Source organism: Roseococcus sp. GW821-FHT12F05, from assembly GCF_058806835.1.
Genome location: NZ_JBXAQB010000015.1, coordinates 134,819 through 156,732, shown reverse-complemented (window position 1 = coordinate 156,732; position 21,914 = coordinate 134,819). Strand labels below are relative to the sequence as shown.

At 71.7% G+C, this 21,914-nt stretch carries 21 protein-coding genes; 11 read left to right on the top strand and 10 right to left on the bottom strand.

Translation table 11 applies throughout. The features are described 5' to 3' along the window. Positions 1 to 6: 6 nt before the first annotated feature. Entirely contained in the window at positions 7 to 2,211 is a 2,205-nt protein-coding gene (uvrB, locus tag AC1ROY_RS27500) for an excinuclease ABC subunit UvrB (RefSeq protein WP_493152120.1), read from the bottom strand. A gap of 90 nt (positions 2,212 to 2,301) precedes the next feature. Here uvrB and AC1ROY_RS27495 point away from each other — a divergent pair, with 90 nt between their 5' ends. Together AC1ROY_RS27495 and AC1ROY_RS27490 are read left to right on the top strand one after the other, a co-directional pair. Then, on the top strand, positions 2,302 to 2,541 hold the full coding sequence (locus AC1ROY_RS27495; protein WP_493152119.1) for a hypothetical protein: 240 nt from the start codon (positions 2,302 to 2,304) through the stop codon (positions 2,539 to 2,541). An 11-nt stretch (positions 2,542 to 2,552) separates the two neighbouring features. Continuing rightward, on the top strand, positions 2,553 to 3,305 hold the full coding sequence (locus AC1ROY_RS27490) for a hypothetical protein (RefSeq protein ID WP_493152118.1): 753 nt from the start codon (positions 2,553 to 2,555) through the stop codon (positions 3,303 to 3,305). 55 nt (positions 3,306 to 3,360) lie between these two features. Here the strand turns inward: AC1ROY_RS27490 and AC1ROY_RS27485 are convergent, their stop codons facing one another. The 3 genes from AC1ROY_RS27485 to AC1ROY_RS27475 form a co-directional block, all read right to left on the bottom strand. Further along, positions 3,361 to 4,296: an FUSC family protein gene (locus tag AC1ROY_RS27485; protein WP_493152117.1), complete on the bottom strand. Its 936-nt coding sequence runs from the start codon at positions 4,294 to 4,296 to the stop codon at positions 3,361 to 3,363. Positions 4,297 to 4,364: 68 nt separating this feature from the next. Then, positions 4,365 to 5,351, bottom strand: a complete 987-nt coding sequence (locus AC1ROY_RS27480; protein ID WP_493152116.1) for an HlyD family secretion protein — start codon at positions 5,349 to 5,351, stop codon at positions 4,365 to 4,367. 32 nt (positions 5,352 to 5,383) lie between these two features. Further along, a complete protein-coding gene (locus AC1ROY_RS27475; RefSeq protein ID WP_493152115.1) occupies positions 5,384 to 5,914 on the bottom strand; it encodes a GNAT family N-acetyltransferase in 531 nt (176 codons plus the stop codon). Between the two features lie 62 nt (positions 5,915 to 5,976). On the opposite strand from AC1ROY_RS27475, the gene AC1ROY_RS27470 reads away from it, so the two are divergent. The 5 genes from AC1ROY_RS27470 to AC1ROY_RS27450 all read left to right on the top strand — a co-directional run bounded on the left by AC1ROY_RS27470 (position 5,977) and on the right by AC1ROY_RS27450 (position 10,560). Then, positions 5,977 to 6,798: a CoA transferase subunit A gene (locus AC1ROY_RS27470; protein ID WP_493152114.1), complete on the top strand. Its 822-nt coding sequence runs from the start codon at positions 5,977 to 5,979 to the stop codon at positions 6,796 to 6,798. Continuing rightward, positions 6,795 to 7,535 (top strand): CoA-transferase, encoded by a 741-nt coding sequence (locus AC1ROY_RS27465; RefSeq protein ID WP_493152113.1) that lies wholly within the window; start codon positions 6,795 to 6,797, stop codon positions 7,533 to 7,535. Before AC1ROY_RS27470 ends, AC1ROY_RS27465 begins: the two co-directional genes overlap by 4 nt. After that, entirely contained in the window at positions 7,532 to 8,770 is a 1,239-nt protein-coding gene (locus AC1ROY_RS27460; RefSeq protein ID WP_493152112.1) for a CaiB/BaiF CoA transferase family protein, read from the top strand. The genes AC1ROY_RS27465 and AC1ROY_RS27460 overlap by 4 nt, the downstream gene beginning before the upstream one ends. Continuing rightward, a complete protein-coding gene (locus AC1ROY_RS27455; protein ID WP_493152111.1) occupies positions 8,771 to 9,505 on the top strand; it encodes a hypothetical protein in 735 nt (244 codons plus the stop codon). A 149-nt stretch (positions 9,506 to 9,654) separates the two neighbouring features. Then, positions 9,655 to 10,560: an alpha/beta hydrolase gene (locus AC1ROY_RS27450; RefSeq protein WP_493152110.1), complete on the top strand. Its 906-nt coding sequence runs from the start codon at positions 9,655 to 9,657 to the stop codon at positions 10,558 to 10,560. 25 nt (positions 10,561 to 10,585) lie between these two features. Here the strand turns inward: AC1ROY_RS27450 and AC1ROY_RS27445 are convergent, their stop codons facing one another. Further along, the gene (locus AC1ROY_RS27445) at positions 10,586 to 11,452 is read right to left on the bottom strand and encodes a CDP-alcohol phosphatidyltransferase family protein (protein ID WP_493152109.1); all 867 of its coding nucleotides are present in this window, start codon (positions 11,450 to 11,452) and stop codon (positions 10,586 to 10,588) included. Next, positions 11,449 to 12,123 (bottom strand): phosphatidylserine decarboxylase, encoded by a 675-nt coding sequence (locus AC1ROY_RS27440; protein ID WP_493152108.1) that lies wholly within the window; start codon positions 12,121 to 12,123, stop codon positions 11,449 to 11,451. Before AC1ROY_RS27440 ends, AC1ROY_RS27445 begins: the two co-directional genes overlap by 4 nt. 49 nt (positions 12,124 to 12,172) lie before the next feature. Between AC1ROY_RS27440 and AC1ROY_RS27435 the strand changes: the two genes are divergently transcribed. Beyond that, positions 12,173 to 12,562, top strand: a complete 390-nt coding sequence (locus AC1ROY_RS27435; protein WP_493152107.1) for a hypothetical protein — start codon at positions 12,173 to 12,175, stop codon at positions 12,560 to 12,562. Here AC1ROY_RS27435 and AC1ROY_RS27430 read toward each other — a convergent pair whose 3' ends face one another. Next, positions 12,563 to 13,867, bottom strand: coding sequence for a LysM peptidoglycan-binding domain-containing protein (locus AC1ROY_RS27430; RefSeq protein WP_493152106.1), 1,305 nt, complete (start codon positions 13,865 to 13,867; stop codon positions 12,563 to 12,565). It abuts the gene before it with no gap. A gap of 443 nt (positions 13,868 to 14,310) precedes the next feature. Here AC1ROY_RS27430 and AC1ROY_RS27425 point away from each other — a divergent pair, with 443 nt between their 5' ends. Next, positions 14,311 to 15,951, top strand: a complete 1,641-nt coding sequence (locus AC1ROY_RS27425) for an ABC transporter substrate-binding protein (RefSeq protein WP_493152105.1) — start codon at positions 14,311 to 14,313, stop codon at positions 15,949 to 15,951. Between the two features lie 169 nt (positions 15,952 to 16,120). Here AC1ROY_RS27425 and AC1ROY_RS27420 read toward each other — a convergent pair whose 3' ends face one another. The 3 genes from AC1ROY_RS27420 to aroC form a co-directional block, all read right to left on the bottom strand. Continuing rightward, positions 16,121 to 17,314 (bottom strand): MFS transporter, encoded by a 1,194-nt coding sequence (locus AC1ROY_RS27420; RefSeq protein ID WP_493152104.1) that lies wholly within the window; start codon positions 17,312 to 17,314, stop codon positions 16,121 to 16,123. Between the two features lie 92 nt (positions 17,315 to 17,406). After that, the gene (locus AC1ROY_RS27415) at positions 17,407 to 18,612 is read right to left on the bottom strand and encodes a hypothetical protein (RefSeq protein ID WP_493152103.1); all 1,206 of its coding nucleotides are present in this window, start codon (positions 18,610 to 18,612) and stop codon (positions 17,407 to 17,409) included. Positions 18,613 to 18,727: 115 nt separating this feature from the next. Further along, on the bottom strand, positions 18,728 to 19,834 hold the full coding sequence (gene aroC / locus AC1ROY_RS27410; protein WP_493152102.1) for a chorismate synthase: 1,107 nt from the start codon (positions 19,832 to 19,834) through the stop codon (positions 18,728 to 18,730). A gap of 49 nt (positions 19,835 to 19,883) precedes the next feature. Between aroC and AC1ROY_RS27405 the strand changes: the two genes are divergently transcribed. Together AC1ROY_RS27405 and AC1ROY_RS27400 are read left to right on the top strand one after the other, a co-directional pair. Further along, complete coding sequence (locus tag AC1ROY_RS27405; RefSeq protein WP_493152101.1) at positions 19,884 to 20,180, top strand: hypothetical protein; 297 nt, start codon at positions 19,884 to 19,886, stop codon at positions 20,178 to 20,180. A 25-nt stretch (positions 20,181 to 20,205) separates the two neighbouring features. After that, a complete protein-coding gene (locus tag AC1ROY_RS27400) occupies positions 20,206 to 21,909 on the top strand; it encodes a cation:proton antiporter domain-containing protein (protein ID WP_493152100.1) in 1,704 nt (567 codons plus the stop codon). Positions 21,910 to 21,914 lie beyond the last annotated feature (5 nt).

The following is a 21,914-nucleotide window of genomic DNA, read 5'->3' as shown; positions in this document are numbered from 1 at the left end:
GTCCAACTATCTGCGTGCCGGGCGCTTCATCTTCTTCGGATCGTAGCCGCCACCCCCCGGGCCCATCGGCTTGGGCTTCCAATCCTTCTTGGCCTCCTTCCTGGGAACGGCCTCGCGTAGCGAGCGGCCCGCCTGGTTGGGCGAGAGCACCACGTCGCCGGGGATCCCCAGCTCCAGCGCCTCCAACCGCTTGATCTCGTCGCGGTAGCGGGCCGCCGTCTCGAATTCGAGATCGGCTGCCGCGGCACGCATCTTCTTCTCCATCTCCGCGATCGCCTGGCGCAGGTCCTTGCCGACGAACTGCGCCTCGGCATCGCCCTCCACCGCATCCACGGTCACGTAGTCGCCCTGGCTGACGTCGCGCAGCACGTCGGCGATCTCGCGGCGGATGGTGGTCGGCGTGATGCCGTGCTCGGTGTTGAAGGCGATCTGCTTGTTGCGGCGCCGCTCCGTCTCGCTCAGCGCGCGGGTCATGCTGTCGGTCATGCGGTCGGCGTAGAGGATGACGCGGCCCTCGGCGTTGCGCGCGGCGCGGCCAATGGTCTGGATCAGCGAGGTGGTGGAGCGGAGAAAACCCTCCTTGTCTGCATCCAGGATGGCGACCAGCCCGCATTCGGGGATGTCGAGCCCCTCGCGCAGCAGGTTGATGCCGACCAGCACGTCGAAGACGCCGCGGCGGAGGTCGCGGATGATCTCGATGCGCTCCAGCGTGTCGATGTCGCTGTGCAGGTAGCGCACGCGTACGCCCATCTCGGTGAGGTATTCGGTGAGCTGCTCGGCCATCCGCTTGGTGAGCACGGTGACGAGGGAACGGAAGCCCTTGGCGGCGACGGACTTCACCTCGGCCAGCAGGTCGTCCACCTGGCCCTCGACGGGGCGGATGTCGCAGACGGGGTCCACGAGGCCGGTGGGGCGGATGACCTGCTCGGCGAAGACGCCGGCGGTGCGCTCCATCTCCCAGGGGCCGGGGGTGGCGCTGACGAAGACGGTCTGGGGACGGAAGCTTTCCCACTCCTCGAACTTCAGCGGGCGGTTGTCGGTGCAGCTCGGCAGCCGGAAACCGAAATCGCTGAGGATGATCTTCCGGGCATAGTCGCCCCGGTACATGCCGCCGATCTGCGGCACGGTGACGTGGCTCTCGTCCACGACCAGCAAAGCGCCTTCGGGCAGGTATTCGAACAGCGTCGGCGGCGGCTCGCCGGGATTACGCCCCGAGAGGTAGCGGGAATAGTTCTCGATACCTTTGCAGGAGCCGGTGGTCTCCATCATCTCGATGTCGAAGGTGGTGCGCTGGTCCAGGCGTTGGGCCTCCAGCAGCTTGCCCTCGGCCTCCAGCTCCTTCAGCCGCTCCTTCAGCTCGATCTTGATCCGGCCGATGGCCTGCTGGAGGGTCGGGCGCGGCGTCACGTAGTGGCTGTTGGCGAAGATGGAGACCCTGTCGAACTCGCCCGTGATCTCGCCCGTCAGGGGGTCGAATTCGCGCAGGCTCTCCACCTCGTCGCCGAAGAGGCTGATGCGCCAGGCGCGGTCGTCCAGATGCGCCGGCCAGACGTCCAGGTTCTCGCCGCGCACCCGGAAGTTGCCGCGCTGGAAGGACGCATCGTTACGGCGATACTGCTGCTCGACGAGGCCCTTCAGCAGGGTGTCGCGCTGGATGGTCCCGCCGCGCTCCAGCTTCACGACCATATTCGAATAGGTCTCGACCGAGCCGATGCCGTAGATGCAGGAGACCGAGGCGACGATCACCACATCGCGCCGCTGCAGCAGCGACTGCGTGGCGGAATGGCGCATGCGGTCGATCTGCTCGTTGATCTGGCTGTCTTTTTCTATGTAGGTGTCCGTGCGCGGGACATAGGCTTCCGGCTGGAAGTAGTCGTAGTAGGAGACGAAGTACTCAACCGCGTTGTCGGGGAAGAAGCTCTTCATCTCGCCGTAGAGCTGCGCCGCCAGCGTCTTGTTGGGCGCCAGGATCAGCGTCGGCCGCTGCACCGCCTCGATCACCTTCGCCATGGTGAAGGTTTTTCCAGAACCGGTGACGCCCAGCAGCACCTGGTCGCGCTCGGCCGCGTTCACGCCCCGGATCAGCTCCTCGATGGCGCGCGGCTGGTCGCCGTTGGGCTGGAAGGGACTCGCGACCGTCAGGGGCTTGCCCACGGGCGGCATGGGCTGCCGGATGGGCTGGAAGAGCATGGGCGCGGCGATCAGGTTCATGGACCGCAATATAGGCACGGGGGCCGCCGCATGCAGCCGGCCCCATGCATCCGGTTTGGGCGATCGGGCGTTCCGGCCTATATGGAGCCCATGCCCGAGGATGTAGACCCCGACGACCTCTTCGTCAGCGACGACGCCTATGCGGCCGGTCGCGTTGCCTTCAAGCAGGGCGCCTCGGTGCTCGAGAACCCGATGGCGCAGACCGGCGACTGGGGCAAGGCCTGGTTCGCGGGCTGGCTCGACGCGCTGGCGGACGCCGTGACCGGCCAGGACCGCGAGAAGGCCGGCTATGCCCGCCTGCTCCGGCACGACAAGGCCGAGCCCTTCTGAGGCACATCGCCATGCGACACATCGCCGCTTTCCTCCTGGCCGCGAGCGTGGCGGCGCCCGCCGCGGCCCAGACCCGGATCATCGCCCAGGCCAACGGCTGGTCCGCCTTCGGCGGCACGGCCGAGGGCGGCGCCTCGACCTGCGGGCTGGAGACGCGCGACCCCAACACCGGGCGCCATTTCCTGCTGCAGCACCTGGTGGGACAGGACCGGCCGATCCTGCGGCTCTCCCGACAGGGATGGAACCTGCGCGCCTCCTCGGCGCTGCCGGTGCGGATCGTGATCGACAACCGGCGGATTTTCGCCGCCAACGCCACGGGCGCGGGGCGGGAGATGAGCTGGCCGCTCGCGCTGGAGACGTTCGAGCCGGCCTTCCGGCAGGGCGCGCTCATGCGGATCGAGTTCCCGAACGGGCCGGACGCGCCCTGGAACCTGAGTCTCACGGGCACCAACACCGTGATGGGCGCCTTCATGGGCTGCCTGCGGATGATGGTGATCCAGCCGGGCGAGATACAGCCCATCCAGCCGCCCCCGCCCGCGGAGCCGCCGCCCCTGGCGCCGCCGCTGGAGGAGCCGCTCCGGCCGCCAGTCGAGGCGCCCGCCTTCCCGACGGCGCCCGCCCCCGCTCCGACGGAGCTGCCGCGGATCGACCTGCCGGCCGACAAGACGCTGCCGGAAGCGCCGCCCGCGGACCGGCCGGCGGAGCCCGCGCCGTCGACCGATCCCAAGCAGGGACCGAAGGGCGGGCCGACCACTCGGCTCTGAGCCTAGGCCGGCACGGTCCGCCGCGGCGGCGCGACCAGCACCGCCACCACCAGGATCAGCGCCACGCCCAGCGAGATTCCCGCCAGCCGCTCCAGCACCGGCTGGGCTGCGCAGGCGGGCCGCGGTCGGAGACCAGCGCCATCACGAAGGCCACGCCGGCCTGGGTGCCGACATAGGCCGAGGGACCGCCGCCCTGGTGCAGGGTGGAGAAGACGAAGAGCCCCAGCCCCACCACGCCCAGCCACAGCATCAGCGAGTCCATCCCGACTCCCAGCACCAGGGCGAGGCCGGCGGCGGCGCCGAGCAGGCAGCCGAGCAGCCGCTGCCGCGCCCGCAGGTGGACCGAGCCCACGTCGCGGTCCAGCAGGACCATGGCGGTCGCGGCCATCTGCACCACCGCCGGCAGGTCCAGCGCCGCCCAGGCGAGCAGGACCAGCACCGGCAGGAGCCCGCCGGCGAGGGTCAGCCGGTCCAGCGCCGCCGGCGGCTCGGGCGCCGGGGCGCGATGCCCGGACGAGGCGGCGCCCGCAGCAACGAAGGTGGCGCAAAGCACGCCGGTGGTGATCTCCAGCAGGCGCCATTGCGCGAAGGCGAGCAGCCCGGCCGGCGCCGAGGCGCCCTGCATCAGCACCATCACGGCCGTCACGCCGCCGTAGAACCAGGCGTAGCCATGTGCCCCGGCGGCGAAGCGGCCGCGCACGCCCAGCGCGCCGACCGCGAAGAGCGACAGCACGAGCAGCCCTGGCTGTCCCGCGCTCGCCTGCGCCAGCAGCAGCCCCAGGCCGAGCCCCGTCACCGTGCCCGCCACGCGCTGCGCCGCCTTGGCCCAGAGCGCGTCGCGGTCCTGGTTCGCGACCACCCAGGCCGAGAGCGCCGCCCACCAGGGATCCTCGAGACCCAGCCACAGCGCCGCCAGCAGCGCCAGCACGACGCCGCCCGCCGTGACCAGCCCCTGCCGCGCGCTCCAGCCGGGGTTCGGAGCCTGTCCCATCAGGGTCCCCGGTGCCGAGGCAGAAAAGACCCGCCCGATCGCGGCGCGGGCTTTCGCGAGCTGGGCCCTCAGAACCACACCAGCACCCGCGCGGTCGCGCCGTGGTAGAGGCGGAAGCCCTCCGGCAGGGCGTCGAGCACGATCTCCACCGGGAAGCGCTGCGGGAGGCGGATCCAGTCCGTGTCGGCGGGCACGTTGGGCATCACGCCGTCCTCCGGGCCGGGGATGGTGCCGGACACGGCCGCCGCGGCGCTGCGCACGCGCCCGCGATGAAGGCGCCAGGGGTCGCTGCCGAGCGTCACCCAGACGCCCTGGCCGGCCCGCAGCCGGGCCATGTGGCGCTCCGTGACATTGGCGACAATGCGCCAGTCGGCATCGGTCACCAGCAGGAGCACGGGCTGACCGATGATCGCCGCGTCGCCCGGGCGGGCGGTGAAGGGCGCCACGCGGCCGGCGGCGGGGGCGGCGACCGTCGCGCGGCTCAGCTGGTATCGGGCGGTGTCGAGCGCCGCCGAGGCCTCGGCGATCTCGGCCTGGCGCACCTGCACGAGCTGCCGCGCCACCGCCACCGCGGCCTCGGCCTGGTTCACGGCGGCGCGGGACATCTCGGCATCGCGCGCGGCGTCGTCCACGCGCTGCATCGGCGTGTCGCCGGCGCGGACCAGCTGCCGCTGGCGGCCGAGCGCGGCCTCGGCATCGGCACGGCGGGCGAGGCCGGCATCCAGCGTGGCGGCGCCCTCGGCCACGGCCTGCTGCGCCAGCGTGTGCTGCTGCTGCGCGGTGGCGAGCTGCGCCTCGGCCGTGGCGACGGCCAGCGCGAAGGGCCGCGGCTCGATGGCGAAGAGAGCGTCGCCGGGCCGTATCAGCTGGTCGTCGCGCACGGGCAGGCTCGCGATCGGGCCGCCCACCTCGGGCGCCACGGTCACGAGCGCCGCGACCACGCGGGCGTCGCCGGAATAGGCGAAGATCGTGGCGGAGAGCTCATAGATCGCGAAAAGCAGCGCGGCGGCCAGCAGCACGGCGCGGACGAGATGCGTCTCGACCCAGCTCAGCATCGCGCCACCTTCTCTCCTGTTGCCGCCGAGTATCACACGGGGCGCGCGATCCGGTAGAGCAGGTGCAAGCGCTTCGGATGCCCCTCGGGCAGCCGCGGATGCTCGAAATCACCGTCGGGGGACATGCCGAGCTTTTCCATCAGGCGCCAGGACGGCTCGTTGGGCGGGATGGTCCAGGCGACGATCTCGCGCAATGCCAGCGGCCCGAAGCCGGTGTCGAGCGCGAGGCGCGCGGCCTCCTCGGCGTATCCTTGCCGTTGATGCGCGGGCGCGGTGCGCCAGCCGATCTCCACCGCCGGCGTGAAGCGCGCGTCGAAGCCGACATGCATGAGGCCGACAATCCCCACCAAGCCGGGCGCGTCCCGCCGCACGACGCTCCAGAAGCCGAAGCCGTGCTCCGCGTGATGCGCCATGATACGGGCCAGCCAGGCGTCGCTCTCCGTGCGATCCATGGTCTTGGCGAAGTGCTGCATCGTGACAGGGTCGCCGTTGATGGCGGCCAGCTCCGCCGCGTCGGAGGGCTCCGGCGGGCGCAGGAGCAGCCTCGGGCCTTGCAGGATCATCGGCGCTTCCCCCTCGCCTCGCGTGACGCTTCCGCGTAGATTCCGGCAGGAAGGAACGCAAGATGACCCCCATCGACCTGGAAACCATGGCCGCCGGTGTGCCCGACGGCGCACTCATCGCCCTGCCCCCGGACAATTCGCTGCCCTCCGTGGCGCTGGCCAAGGCGCTGATCCGCCGCGGCGCGCGCGAGTTGCGGCTGGTGGGTGTGCCGGTCTCGGGCTTCGCCACCGACATCCTGATCGGCGCGGGCTGCGTGGCGAGCGTGCAGACCAGCGCGGTGAGTCTCGGCGAGGCCGGCTTCGCCCCGCGCTTCACGGCGGCGCTGAAGGCCGGGAAGCTGAGCATCACCGACGCCACCTGCCCGGCCGTCCACACCATGCTGCAGGCCGCCGAGAAGGGCGTGCCCTTCATGCCGCTGCGCGGGATCATCGGCAGCGACATCCTGGCGCACCGGCCCGACTGGCGGGTGATCGAGAGCCCCTTCGGAACCGGCGAGAAGATCGTGGTGCTGCCGGCGCTGCATCCGGATATCGCGGTCTTCCATGGCGTCATGGCGGACAGCCATGGCAACATCTATGTCGGCCGCCGGCGCGAATGCGCGACCATCGCCCATGCGTCGAAGCGCGCGCTGGTGACTGTGGAGCGCGTGGTCGAGGGGAATTTCCTGGAGGACGAAAGGCTCGCCCCGGGGACGATCAACGCGACCTACATCAGCGCCTTCGCCATCGCCGAGCGCGGCGCGCGGCCGGCGGCGCTGCTCGACGAATACGGCTTCGACGCCGCCTATGTCGCCGCCTATGCGCGGGCGGCCAAGACCGATGCGGGCTTCGCCGAATGGTGCGCGGAGCATGTCTTCGAGTCCCGCGCGGTCGCTGCCGAATGAGCTACCGTTCGGAAGAGTTGCTAGCCGTCACGCTGGCCAGGCTGATCCGCGCCGTGCCGACGGGCCACATCGCCGTCGGCGCCGCCTCGCCCATCCCGGCGGCCGCCTGCTGGCTTGCGGTGAAGCAGGGCGAGCCGGTGCGGCTGTCCCTCCTGCACAAGCGCACCGGAAACCCCTTCACCGAGGGCACGCGCGAACTCTTCGACCTCACCGGACAGGGCCGCATCGATCTCTTCTTCCTCGGCGGCGGCGAGATCGACGGGCAGGCCAACCTCAACCTCATCGGCACCGGCGAATGGCCCGGCCGCGAGGTGCGCTTCCCGGGCAGCTTCGGCTCGGCCTTCATGTACTTCATGACGGGCCGCACGATCCTCTTCCGCGAGGAGCACAGCCCGCGCGTGCTGGTCGAGAAGGTCGCGCACATCTCGGCGCCGGGGATCAGCGAGCCCGGCGTCTACCGCCGCGGCCACGCGCAGGCGCTGGTGACGGGGCGCTGCGTCTTCGCCTTCCATCCGGACCGCGGCCGCTTCTCGCTGGCCTCGGTGCATCCGGGCGAGACGGTGGAGAGCGTGACGGCCATGACCGGTTTTTCGTTCGACATCGACGGCGAGGTCCCCGAGACGCCCGCGCCGACGGCCGAGGAACTTGCGCTCCTCCGCGGATCGGTGTGTGACGAGATGATGGAAACCTATCCCGACTTCTGTGCTCGGGTGTTCAACCGAAAGGCTGCGGCATGAACGACGCCCTTCCGATGGCCGAGGGCCGTGCCCTCGCCTCCGGTCCCGGCGCCCTCTCAGGGCTGCGCGTGGTGGATCTGACCCGCGTGCTCGGCGGTCCCTACTGCACCATGGTACTGAGCGACCACGGCGCCGAGGTCATCAAGCTCGAGCCGCCGCAGGGCGACGAGGTGCGCGACTGGGGCCCTCCCTTCGACGACAAGGGAGACGCCTCCTACTTCCTGGGCGTGAACCGCAACAAGAAGTCGGTCGGCCTCGACCTCTCGCAGCCGCAGGGCCGCGAGGTGCTGCTGCGTCTGCTCGAAGGGGCCGACGTGCTCATCGAGAACTTCAAGCCGGGCAGCATGGAGAAGTGGGGCCTCGGCTACGAGGAGGTGCTGTCGAAGCGCTTCCCCCGTCTGATCCATTGCCGCGTCTCGGGCTTCGGCGCGACGGGGCCGCTCGGCGGCTTCCCGGGCTACGACGCCATCCTGCAGGCGATGGTCGGCCTCATGTCGATCAACGGGACCGAGAATTCCGGGCCGACGCGGCTGGGCACGCCGATCGTGGACATCGCGACCGGGCTGTTCAGCACCATCGCCATCCTGATGGCGGTCGTCGAGCGCGAGAAGTCGGGCCAGGGCCAGTATTGCGACATGACGCTGCATGATTGCGGCATGGCGCTGCTGCACCCGCACGCCGCCAATTTCTTCCTCAACGGGAAGCGGCCGGTGGCCACGGGCAACCCGCATCCGAACCTCGCGCCCTATGCCAAGTTCACCACGAAGACCTGCGAGATCTTCGTCGGCTGCGGAAACGATCCGACCTTCAGGAAGTTCTGCAAGTTCCTCGGCCTGGAGGAGCTCGGCACCGATCCGCGCTTCGCCACCAACGGCCAGCGCGTGATCAACAAGCCGGCGCTGACGGAGATTCTGAACAACCGCTTCGCCGACGAGGACGGCATCGACCTCTGCCAGCGCATGCTGGCGGCGGGCCTGCCGGCCGGCCCCGTCTACGGCGTGGATCAGGCGATGTCCGCCCCGCACACGGCGCATCGCGACATGGTCACCGAGAAGGACGGCTATATCGGCCTCGGCACGCCCATCAAGTTGAGCCGCACGCCCGGCGGCACGCGCGCCGCGCCGCCGCGCTTCGCCCAGCACACCACCGAGGTGCTGGCAAAGCACGGCTTCTCCGAGGAGGAGATCGCGCGCCTCGCCGAGGCCGGCGTGCTGGTCGAGAAGCGGCGGAAGTAAGTGGTCCCCGAGGTCCGGGAGGCGGGTGCGCCTCCCGAGGTCGCCGCGATCTACGAAAAGCTGCGGGAGGCCTATGGCCTGCCGCTGGTCAACCTCATCTGGCGCCATTTCGCGGCGCTGGACGGGGTGCTGCCCTGGGCCTGGGAATCCGTGCGCCCCGCTTTGCCTCTGCTCGACGGCGCGCGGGAACGGGTGCTCGCCAGCCTTTCCGTGCCGAGCCTGCCGATGGGCGCGGCGGCGGCGCAGCTGGCCGCGCTCTACAACCGCGGCAATCTGAGCAACCTGATCCTGCTGACGGCGCTGCTGCGCGGCAAGCAGGGCGACGCCGTGGCCCCCGACGCGCCGCCGCCGGCGATGCTGCCGGGTTCCGTGCCGCTGCCGAAGCTGGAGGATCTGCCGGAGGACACGGCCCGCCCGGTGCGCGCCCTCGGTGCGCTGCACGGGCATGAGGCGGGGGTGATCCCGACCCTCTACCTCCATCTCGCGGCCTGGCCGGAGTTGCTGAAGCCGCTCTATGCGGCGCTCTCGCCGATGATGGCGATGGGCCGCATCGCCCTGCTGCGCGAGGCCGCCATCGCCGCCGCCTCCGTCGAGGCGGACCGGCTGCGCCCCTACCTCGCCGCGCCGCCGGAGCCGCCGGCCGAGGCGCTGGCCACCGCGCGCGACACGCTGCGCATCTTCACCACGCGCGTGATCCCCGAGATGGTGCCGATCGGCCTGATGATGGTGCGCTGATCCCCCCTGGACGTTTGAACCGACCTCGCTGATCCCTTTTCCGTCGCGACCGAAAACGGTCGCCGGCGCGCCGGAATCCGCCCGGCCGCAAACGCTTCCTTAAACTTCGAAAGAGACCATGGCGCCTCCACGCAAGGAGTGCGTCTGCCATGGTTCCCACACCCCAACTTTCCCGCCGCCACCTCTTGCTCGGCGGGAGCGCCGCGGCCCTGACCGGGTGCATGGCGCCCGGCCCCGACGGCGTCGCCGACTTCACGCATCTGAACATCCCCGTGCAGAACGACATCGCCTATGGCGACCATCCGCAGCAGCGGCTCGACGTCTATCCCGCCGCGAGTTCCAGGATCGGCAACGTCCTGCCCCGCCGTCCGGCGGTCGTCTTCTTCCATGGCGGCTTCTGGCAGTTCGGGGACCGGGCGGAGGCGCCGGTGCAGACGGTCTGCAGCCACCTCGCCGCCCGCGGGATCACGGCCATCGCGGCCGGCTACCGGCTCTATCCGGAGACCAACCACCAGGGGATCCTGGAGGATGCGGCGCAGGTCGTCGCCTGGGCCATCCGGAACGGCGAGGTTCACGGCGCGGCCCGCGGCCGCGTGGTGGCCAGCGGGCATTCGGCCGGCGGCTGGATGTCGGCGATGCTGCATGTGCGCCCGCAGCTGGTCCATCAGGCACTGGGCGTGGTGGAAAGCGACCGCCACCCCTTGAGCGGCATCGTTGGCGTCGCCGGGCCCTATGCGCACTGGCCCACCCGGTTCCCGCTGCTGTTCAACCTGTTCGAGGGCGTGCCCACCGAGCAGCGGCTGCCCAACACCTATGTCTCGGGCAACCTGCCGCCCTCGCTCCTGGTCCAGGGCATGTTCGACACGATCGTCTGGCCGCCGAACGCCATGTTCTTCGCGCGGGATCTCGAGCGCGCCGGCAACCGCTCCAACACGCGCTACTACATGCGCGAGCACATGACCGTGATGCCCGTCGTGGGGCTGCTGCCCGGAAGCCTCGCGCTGGTCGACGACATCGAGGCCTTCGTCAAAGGCCCGCGGGTCAGCGCCGCCTGAGCCCCGTAGGGTCGGCGGCTCCCTGTCACTCCTGGGCGGGAGCCGGCTCCTCAACGATCATCGCCTCGGCCTCGGCCTTCAGCCGCGCGTAGGAGCGGGCCGAGAGCACCAGCATCGCCATGTACATCGCGCCGCCCAGCGCCAGCGCGGCCCAGGGCTCGGTGACCAGGAAGGCGATGAAGGCGCCGGTGCCCAGCAGCAGCGGCAGCACCATCTGCGCCGGCACCTTGAAGTTCTTGAAGGACCAGGAGGGCAGCGTGCTCACCATCAGCCCGCCCACCACGAAGAGCACGATCGCGCTGAAGAGCGGATAGCGGATGGCATTGGCGAAGCCGTCCCACTCCCATTCCGCGAAGGCGAGCGAGGCGAAGAGCGGGAAGAGCGCCAGCCCCGCCCCCGCCGGCGCCGGGACGCCGGTGAAAAAGTTGTAGGCATAGGCGGGCTTGGGCGGCGGGATCACGCCCGGCTCGGCGATGCTCGCGGCGTTGAAGCGCGCCAGCCGCAGCGAGCTGCAGACGGCGAACATCACGCAGGGGATGAAGCCCAGAGGCCCTGCATGCTGGAGCGTCCAGAGGTAGAGGATGAGCGCCGGCGCCACGCCGAAGCAGAGGAAGTCGCTGAGGCTGTCGAACTCGGCGCCGAAGCGCGAGGTGCCCTTGAGCAGGCGGGCGATGCGCCCGTCCAGCCCGTCGATCACGGCCGCGACCACGATGAAGGAGGCGGCCTGCGGGAAGCGTCCCTCGATGCCGAAGCGGATCGCGACCAGGCCGAAGCACAGCCCGATCATCGTCATCAGGTTCGGGATGAGCCGGTTGAAGGAGGGACCGCGGAAGCGCGGCCGCTGGCGCGGGCCGAGGCGGCGGAGGCGCCCGCGGAGGCTCGGCTTGTTCATCCCGCGAGTTCCGCGAGCACGGTCTCGCCGCCGATCATGGTCTGGCCCACCAGCACCTTGGGCTTCACGCCCTCGGGCAGGTAGACGTCGGTGCGGCTGCCGAAGCGGATGATGCCGAAGCGGTCGCCTGCCAGTAGCTGGTCGCCCTCGCGCACCGTGCAGACGATGCGGCGCGCGACCAGCCCCGCGATCTGCACGCAGGCGAGCTGGCGGCCGTCCGGCAGGTCGAAGCGCAGCGCGTTGCGCTCGTTCTCCGTGGAGGCCTTCTCCATGCTCGCGTCGATGAAGGTACCGTGGCGATAGGCGATGCGGCTGATACGGCCCTGGACGGGCGCATAGTTCACGTGCACGTCGAGCACGGAGAGGAAGATGGCCACGCGCCAGCGCGGCGCCTCGCCCATCTCGAGCTCGGCCGGCGGGACGGCGGGGCCGACGAGGACGACCTTGCCGTCGGCCGGGGCGATGACGAGGTCACGCTCCTGCGGCGGCACGCGCTTGGGATCGCGGAAGAAGTAGAGGCAGAAGAGCGTGAAGGCGACGCCGATCCAGAAGAGCCAGGGCCCGAGGATCAGCCCGCCCACCACGGCGACCGCGGCGCCGCCATAGATGAAGGGCTTGCCTGCCGGGTGCGGCGGCGAAAGGACGAGGGACAGGCTGTTCGCGAGGGACATGCGGCGGGTTTATCCTCTGTTCACCTTTCTGCGGCAAGTTTCGGTCCGCATGATCACGCTCGGTCCCTTTGCCGTCGGACGCGACGGTTCGCTCTCCCCCCGCTCGCCCGGCCTCCGGCCCGCACTGCGCTTCGCCTGGCGGGGGCGCGCCTGCGAGGCCTTGCTGGTGGATGGCGCGCTCCGGCTGCGCGCGATGGCCGGCCGCATCCCCTCCACTGCGGAGCGCAACGCCGACCGCGCGGGAACGTTGCGCGCGGTGGCCGAGCTGCCGCCCGATCTGCCGGAGGGCTGGCAGCTCCGCCTGACCGCGGACCACCGGCTCGCGCTGGAGGCGGAGGCGCCGCCGCGCGGCACGGTGGTGGGCATGCTGGGCGAGATGGTGCGCTTCGCCATGGCGATGGACCCGTATCTGGACCGGCTGGAGGCGGCGGGCGCCTGATCAGGGCGCCCCGTGCGGCAGCGTGAAGACCTGCCCCGGATAGATCAGATGCGGGTTGCGGATCTGCTGGCGGTTGGCCGCGAAGATGTCCGTGTAGCGAATGCCCTGGCCATAGGCGCTGCGCGCGATGCGCCAGAGATTGTGGCCAGGCTGGACCACGTGCCGGCTCGGCGTCTCCTCCGCGCTGGCAACGGCGGGCGGCCGGTCGCGCTGGAAAGGCTGCTCGACGCGCGCGAGGACCTGCCCCCGCCCGCCGAGCTGGTCGGCGCGGAGCACATGGCGGCCGAAGGCCGGCTGCGCCTGGGGCGAGTAGCTCCAGCGGCCTTGGGTGTCGGCGACGACCTCGCCCACGGGGGCGTCGTCGATGTAAAGGCGCAGCTGCGCGCCGGCCGGGGCCGCGCCGGCAAAGCGCATGCCGGCGGTGCCGGCATAGTCCACGAGGTCGATCGAGAGCCGCGCCACGGCGGGCGCCTGCAGCACCTGGATCGGCGCCTGTACGCCCGGCGCGGGCAGCAGCAGCGCCAGGGGCGTGGATGGCGGCTCGGCGGTGGGCCCTGCCTCGGGCGCCGGACCGCCCGGCGCGGGCTGTGGGCGGGCCTCGGCCAGGACGGGCGCCGGCGGGCCGGGCACCAGGAGCACGACGCTGGCTTCACCCGCCAGCGGCTCGCCGCCGGGCAGGCGCGCGGTCAGCGTCAGCTCACGGGCACCGGGCGCCAGGGGGGAATCGGGCAGGATCACCCATTCGCCGCGCGCATCGGCCCGGCCGCGGCCGATCTCGCGGCCGTTCTCCAGCAGGATGACCTCGGCCCCGGGCGCGGCGCGGCCGGCGGTGACCAGCGCGCCCCGGGCGCCGACGCGCGCCACGTCGAAGCGCGGCGGATCCTGACGCGGGCGGGCGGGCTCGGGACGGGCGGCGGCGGGCGGCGTGGGCTCGACGCGCGGGGCGGCAGGCTCCGGGCGAGGCGTTGCGGCGACGACGGGTGACGTGGGTTCCGGACGCGGTGTCGCAGCAGCGACGGGCGGCGTGGATGCGGCGCGCGGCGCGACGGGGTCCGGACGGGGCGCGGCAGCGGTGGACGGCGCAGGCTCGGCGCGCGGGGCGGCGGGTTCCGGACGCGGGGTCGCGTCCTGTGGCCGGAGGGCGGCGATCTCAGGAGGCGGCGCGGCGGGCTCCGCGCGCGGCGGGGCAGCTTCCGGTGCCGGGGGGCGAGACGCCTCGGAAGACGGTGCCGCGGCGCCGGGCCGCGGCACGGAGGCTTCGGCGACCGGCGCGGCCGTCTGCGGGCTCGGCGTCAGCGCCGCCACGCTGGACCTCGCGGGGCCCGGCTGTGGCGTGGAGCTTTCGGATTCCGGGAGGCGCGGCGGCTCGGCACGGAGCGCCTCCGGACCCGGACCCGGGCCCTGGATCGTCCCCTGGGCTGTCTGCGCGGACGGGCGTGTCGGGGCCTCATCGGGCGCGGTCCGGAATGCGCCTCCCAGCCAGGCGCCCAGCAGGAGCGTGAGCCCCGCGACCGCGAATATCCCCAACCGGCCCAAGCTGATCCCCAACAGACTCGCGAATTTGTAACTAAGCGGAAGCGCGCCCGCCGTCCACGCCGGAGCGGGATTCCGTCCATGAAATCGGCGGCTTCGCGCCATTTTTGTCGCGGCCCCGCGCCGCGGTGCCATTTTTGGAGCGGAGCGTGGAGGGATGGCATGGCCTCCGTCTTGCAAGGCAGCTGTCACATCCCAGCCCGGAAGAGCCCTGAATGACGCAATCGCCCCTCTCCCGCCGCGACCTGCTGGCCCTCGCCGCGGCCGCCGGCGCCACCGGCATGCCATCCCCTTGGGCGGCCGGCGGCGCCCATGCCCAAACGGCGGGCGAGCGCGTGCTTCGCTACGGCATTTCCATGGCCGACATCCCCCAGACCACCGGCCAGCCCGACCGCGGCGCCGGCGCCTACCAGTTCACCGGCTACACGATCTACGACCCGCTGGTGGCCTGGGAGATGGATGTCGCCGACCGTCCCGGGAAGCTTGTGCCCGGCCTCGCCACGGGCTGGGAGGCCGATGCCGCGGATCGCAAGAAGTGGGTCTTCCGCCTGCGCCCCGGCGTGAAGTTCCACGACGGCAGCGACTTCGACGCCGATGCTGTCATCTGGAACTTCGAGAAGGTTCTTAATCCGCAGGCGCCGCATTTCGACAATCGCCAGGCCGCCCAGGTCCGCCCGCGCCTGCCGAGCGTGGCGAGCTACCGCAAGGTCGACCCGATGACCGTCGAGGTCACGACGCGGGCGGTGGACAGCATCTTCCCCTACCAGATGCTGTGGTTCCTCATCTCCTCGCCGGCGCAGTACGAGAAGCTGGGCCGCAGCTGGGAGCGCTTCGCCTCCGAGCCCTCGGGCACCGGCCCCTTCCGCCTCGCCCGCCTCGTCCCGCGCGAGCGCGCGGAGCTGTTGAAGAACACCGGCTACTGGAACCCCGCGCGGATGCCGAAGGTGGACCGCATCGTGCTGGTGGTCGCGCCCGAGGACACGACGCGCACCAACGCGCTGCTCACCGGCCAGGTGGACTTCATCGAGACGCCCTCGCCCGACCTCGTGCCGCGGCTGCGGCAGTCCGGCGCGCGGATCATCGAGAACGTGACGCCGCATGTCTGGAACTACCATCTGAGCCTGCTGGAGGGCTCGCCCTGGCGCGACCTGAAGCTGCGGCAGGCGGCCAACCTCGCCATCAACCGCGACGAGATCGTGGCGCTGATGAACGGGCTGGCGAAGCCGGCGGTGGGCGTGGTGGATCCGACCTCGCCCTGGTTCGGCAATCCCACCTTCCGCATCACCCATGATCCGGACCGCGCGCGGCGGCTGGTGCAGGAGGCGGGCTTCTCGCGCGCCAACCCGCTGAAGACGAAGTTCCTCGTGCCGAGCGGCGGGTCGGGGCAGATGCTCTCGATGCCGATCAACGAGTACATCCAGTCGGCCTATCGCGAGGTCGGCATCGACATCGAGTTCCAGGTGGTGGAGCTCGAGGTGTCCTACACCTGCTGGCGCCAGGGCGCGGCCGGCGAGATCGCGCGCTCCGGCAACATCACCGCGAACAACGTCGCCTATGTGACGAGCGACCCGCTCTACGCGCTGATCCGCTTCTTCCACTCCAACCAGATCTCGCCGCGCGGCGTGAACTGGAGCCACTACCGCGACGCCGAGATGGACCGGCTGATCGACGAGGCGACGAGCAACTTCGATCCGGCGGCGGTGGATCGGCTGATGGCCCAGGTGCACCAGAAGGCGGTGGACGAGGCGCTGCTGGTCTTCGTGGTGCACGACACCAACCCGCATGCGGCGAGCCGCAACGTGCGCGGCTACACGCAGGCGCAGCACTGGTTCCAGGACCTGACGACTTTGGCGTAGCCAAAGTCTTTGTTTTTCGTGCCCTCAGACGCCGGGCGCCGCCTCCGGCGGCTTGGCTTCGCCGCAGCACTGCTGCACCCGATGGGAAGTCGAGTGGGCGGCGCCGGCCTCAGTCGCGGCCGGATTCTCGATTGGTGCGCTCCTCTTGTTAGCGCGCACCGAGGTCCAGTTATGATCGCCTGAGCGCCGCCACGGCCAGCATCGACATTGCCAGCAAGACCATCACGCCGGCAAAGACGCAGACGCTCGTCCATCCCGCGAGGCTCCAGGCGTAGACGCCCGCAAAGGAGCCGAAGGCGCCGCCGCCGAAGACCGACACCATGTAGACCGTGTTCAGCCGCGCGCGGATCTGGTCGCCGAGCCGGAAGATGCGGACCTGGTTCGCCACCTGCCCCGCCTGCATGCCGAAATCCAGCAGGTTCACCGCCAGCACCAGCGCGAGTGCCGAGGCACCGCCCAGCGTCCCGGACACGAGCAAGGACACGGCCACGCAGGCCAGCCCGATCGCATTCACGAGGTTCGGCCCGATCCGGTCCGAGAGCCGCCCGGCCATCGGCGCCACCATCGCACCCGGCGCGCCCCACAATCCGAACAGCCCCACCGCTGCCGCGCCGAAGCCGAAGGCCGGCGTCGCGAGGTGGAAGGCCAGCGTCGCCCAGAAGGCCGAAAAGGCCGCGAAGACGCAGAAGCCGATGCCCGCCGAGGTCCGCAGCGCCCGGTGCTCCAGCAGCAGCGCCGGCAGCGAGGCCAGCAGCGCGCCATAGCCCTGACGCCGGCTCGGCGGCGCGGCGGCGGGCAGATAGGCAGGCAGCGCCAGGAAGAGCAGCGCCGTCAGCACGCCCGCGACGAGATAGGAGGCGCGCCAGCTTCCCGCCGCCGTCTCCACCGCGCCCGAGACGGTGCGCGAAAGCAGGATGCCAAGGATCAGCCCGGTCTGCAGCACGCCGATGACGCGGCCGCGATGATGGCCCTCGACCATCGAGGCCGCGACGGGAATGAGAATCTGCGGCACCACCGTCGCAGCCGCGATGACAGCGCTGGCGACGGCGAGCGCGCCGGCATCCGGTACGACCGCCGCACCGAACAGCCCGAGCGCGGTCACCGACATCAGCCAGCGCAACAGCCGCCGCGGCGCCACCAAGTCGGCCAGCGGCACCACGAAGAGGATGCCGAGCGCGTAGCCGACCTGCGCCGCCACCGCGACCCGGCCGGCCATCGGCTCTGGCACGCCGAAATCCTGCGCGATGGCATCGAGCAAGGGCTGGCAGAGATAGATGTTGCCGACCATGACGCCGCAGGCCGCAGCCATCATCATGAGCGTGCCGCGCCGCGCGCCCGGGATGAGCGAAGTGCTGTTCGACATGAAGTGCCTTCCGCGAAGGCCTCGCGCGGTCGCCGCCCCGCGGACGCGCTTCCGCGGGACGTCAGGCCAGGTGGGCCAGTCTGTTCATCCGTTCAGTTGCTGCTGATCGCGGGCTCCAGCCCCGCATGCTTCGCCGCCGGATGTCCTGGATTCCGGAAGCGGAGCTCGCCTTCGGGGACGGAAGCGCCGACCCCGAAGAATTCCTGCCGCGTGGTGCAGGTCACTGCCACGACGCGCTTCGCCACCGGCTCGGTCAGGAAGCGCCGCACCGCACCCTCCAGCTCCAGCGTGTCGCGCAGCGAGTGCCACTCGGCCGCCTCGAGGTCGTCCAGGAAGACGGAGAGGATGCCCGGCTGCCTTCCCGAGAGCCGCGCCTCCGCCGTGGAGGCCAGCCGCCGGCCGACCGCCTGGGAGATCGCGTTCTCGCGGCCCGCGCGGGCCGCCATGACGAAGATGCTGCCGCTCGCGGGATCCGCCGTGACGGCGAGATGCGCCTCCACCCCGAAGACCTGCCGCAGCCGCGCCGGCAGTGCGCGCTGCGGGTCGCTCGCGGCCTGGGCGCCGGCCAGGACCAGCGGGTCCAGCTTCAGCACCGCGTCGGCGCTGGAATCCTGCCGGCGCTCATTGGCCAGCATGGTGGAGATGCGCGCGTGCAGATCCGCGAGCTGGGTCGTGTCGGTGACGCCCTCGGGCAGCGTCATCTTCAGGATGTAGCGGCCGGGATGGGCCGCGAGCCAGGTCTGCAGCTCCGGATTCACCCGGTCTACCAGGCTCGCCCAGTGGCCGCGGTGCAGCGGGCGGCCTTCTTCCGCCGAGACGGTCTCGCAGACCACCTCGGTCGCCGCGCCGCCGCGCTCGATGAGCAGGTCGTGGTCGGCGCCGTCCAACAGGCCGTCGAAGCGCACCGCGAAGCCACGCGCCCGCAGCAGCGAGGCCGTCCGGACGAGGTGGAAGAGCGGGATCAGATTCGCCTCGCCGGCGAGGCCCGCCGCGAGCATGACCTTGATCCGCTTGCGGCCGGCGTCGGGCAACGCCTTGGCCAGCCCCGCGACCTCGCGGGCGAAGCCCAGCACCAGCCGCTCCGCGCGGCCGGCCTTGGCCATCATCTCCGGCCGGTCGAGCCGGGCCAGGATCAGCTCCAGCATGTGGCGCTGCTGCGCGGCGCGGCCGGCCAGCGAGCCCGGCTGCGCGCGCGTGCCCAGGTCGAGCACGCGCTTGCGCCAGGTGGCGGCGCCGGCCAGGGCCACGAAGGCCTTCAACGCACTGACATCGGCGGAGGTCGGTTCGGCAGGCGGCATAAGCCCTCGTCTGGGTGTCGCGGCATCGAGCGCGGCCGACACCGTCCCGTCTTGCACAGAAGCGCTGTCTTGCACGGAAACGCTATCAGGATTCATTCCTGCGCCTCAACCGGGGTCATTCGCGCGGAAGCCGACCCAGGATGGGGGCCCCGGGGTTCTGCGCGCGGTGGCGCAGGAGGTGGTCGGCGAGGATGCAGGCGAGCATGGCCTCGCCCACTGGCACGGCGCGGATGCCGACGCAGGGATCGTGGCGGCCCTTGGTCAGGATGTCCGTGTTTTCACCCGCCTGCGTCACGGCCTGGCGGGGGGTGAGGATCGAGCTCGTGGGCTTCACGGCGAAGCGGGCGACGATGGGCTGGCCCGTCGAAATACCGCCCAGGATCCCGCCCGCATGGTTGGCGAGGAACTCGACCTGGCCATCCTGGCGCATGCGCATCTCATCGGCGTTCTCCTCGCCGGAAAGGGCAGCGGCGGCGAACCCGTCGCCGATCTCGACACCCTTCACCGCGTTGATGGACATGAGCCCGGCCGCGATCTCCGCGTCGAGCTTGCCATAGATGGGAGCTCCGAGCCCCACGGGAACCCCCTCGGCCCGCACTTCGATCACGGCGCCGACCGAGCTGCCCGCCTTGCGCACGGCGGAGAGCCGTTCTTCCCACCGGACGGCAGCCCTGGGGTCGGGGCACCAGAATTCGTTGTTGCCCACCTCGGCCCAGTCCCAGGCCTCGCGGTCGATGCGGTCGGCGCCGATCTGGACGAGCGCCCCGCGGATCACGACCCCTTCCCCCAGCACGCGCCGCGCCACCGCGCCGGCCGCCACGCGCATGGCCGTCTCGCGCGCCGAGGCCCGGCCGCCGCCGCGGTAGTCGCGGATGCCGTATTTCCATTCATAGGCGATGTCGGCGTGCCCGGGCCGGAAGGACTTCGCGATCTCGCCGTAGTCCTTGCTGCGCTGATCCTGGTTCTCGATGTGCAGCGCGATGGGCGTCCCGGTGGCCCGCCCCTCGAAGACGCCGGAGAGGATGCGGACCTGGTCCGGCTCCTGCCGCTGCGTCACGAACTTGGAGGTGCCGGGCTTCCGCTTGTCCAGGAAAGGCTGGATCCAGGCCTCGTCCAGTTCCAGCCCGGGCGGGCAGCCGTCGACGACGCAGCCGATGGCCGGGCCGTGGCTCTCGCCCCAGGTGGTGACGCGGAAGAGGTGGCCGAAGCTGTTGTGACTCATGGCCTCCCCTCCTAGCCTGGGAGAGACGCCACGGCCACTGGGAGGGCGCATGCGCCGCCTCCTGGTCCTGCTGCCGCTGGCGCCCCTGCTCGCCCCTCTGGCCATCCCCCTGGTCATCTCTTGGGCCGCCCTGGCCCAGCCCGCCGAGCTCTGCCGCCTCTACCCGCGCGACGGCGAGCATGCCGGCTGCGGCCTCTGCGGCGGCCCCGGCTGGCGCCGGCCCGATGGGCGCTGCGCCAACTGGAGCGATGTCGGCCCGCCCGACTGCCGCGCCCTGCGCCGCGAGTTGGCCGATCCCGCCCGCTGCGCGCGGCAAAGGGATCGCGGCCGCCCCATGGCGCGCTGAACGGGGCACGGGTTACCCTTCCTTCATGCACCCCGCCCCGTCGCTTCTGGCGACCCTCGTCGTCGCCCTTGCGCTCGCCTTCGGCCTGGGGCTCGTGGCCCGTCTGCTGCGGCTGCCGCCGCTCCTGGGCTACCTCGCCGCCGGCCTCGCGGTCGGGCCCTATACGCCGGGCTTCGTCGCCGACCGGGGGATGACCTCGGCCATGGCGGAGATCGGCGTGGCGCTGCTGCTCTTCGGAGTCGGGCTGCACTTCCGGCCGCGCGACCTGCTGGCGGTCTGGCGCGTGGCGGTGCCGGGCGCGATCGGCCAGGTCGCGATCGGCACCACGCTGGGCAGCCTGCTCGGCTGGCTGGCGCTGGGACTCGGCCCAGGGCCGGCGGTCGTCTTCGGGCTGGCGCTGGCCATCTCCTCCACGGCCGTCGCGACCCGCACCCTCGAGGAGCGCGGCCGGCTCTCCGGCGAGGCCGGGCGGGTCGCGCTCGGCTGGCTCGTCGCGCAGGACCTCATCGTGGTGCTCGCCCTGGTGCTGCTGCCGGTCCTGTCCGGCGTCCCCGGCGAGCTCGGCGGAGCGCTCGCCCGGACCGCGCTGCAGCTTGTGGCCTTCGTGCTGCTGCTGGGCGTCGTCGGGCGCGTGCTCATGCCACGGCTGCTGGCCCTGGTCGCCGCCACGGGGTCGCGCGAGCTGTTCACGCTGGCCGTGGTCGTGGCCGCGCTCGGCACAGCCTTCGGCTGCTCCGCCCTCTTCGGCGTCTCGCCCGCGCTCGGCGCCTTCTTCGCCGGGGTGCTGCTGGCCGAGAGCCCCCAGGGCCACCAGGCCGCCGCCGAGACCATGCCGCTGCAACGCATCTTCGTGGCGCTCTTCTTCGTCTCGGTCGGCATGCTGGTGGACCCCGTCGCCATCCTCGCCGCGCCCTGGCTGGCGCTCGCGGCCTTCGTCACGGTGCTGCTCGGCACCGGCGTCGCGATCCTGGTGCTGCTCACCGCGCTGCGCGTGGCGCTGCCGACGGCGGCCACCGTCGCGGGCGGGCTGGCCCAGATCGGCGAGTTCTCCTTCGTCCTGCAGGAGCTCGCCATCGGCTTCCACGTCCTGCCCGCCGAGGCGCGCGGGCCCATATTGGCGGCGGCGACGCTGACCATCATCCTGGCCCCCGTCTCGCTGTCCCTGTCCGAGCGGCTGGCGACCCGCCTCGTCGGCGAGCGCCGCTACCGCGCCTGGATCGCCCGCCGCGCCGGCGCGAGGGCCTTCGCCGCGCTGCCGCCGGGCCTCTCCGGCCACGCGATCATCGCGGGCTACGGGCGCGTCGGCCGTGTCGTCGCCCAGGCGCTCACCGAGCACGGCATCCCCCATGTCGCCATTGAGGCGGACCACGGCGTCGCCATGGACCTGCGCGCCCAGGGGCTGCCCGTCGTCTGGGGCGACGCCGCCCAGCCGGAGGTGCTCAAGGCCGCCCGTCCCGAGACCGCCAGCCTCATCATCCTCGCCATGCCCGACGCCTTCGGCTGCCGGCGCGTGCTCGACATGGCCCGTGCCGCCAACCCGACCATCGCCGCCACCGCGCGCGCCCATAACGACGAGGAGGCGAGCTTCCTGGGCCGGCTCGACGGGGTGGGGCTGGTGGTGATGGGCGAGCGCGAGATCGCGCTCGGCATGGCGGGATTCGCGCTGCAGCACTTCGAGCTGGAGGCGGACACGGCGCAGCGGACGGTGGATCGGCTGCGGCAGGGGTGATGCAG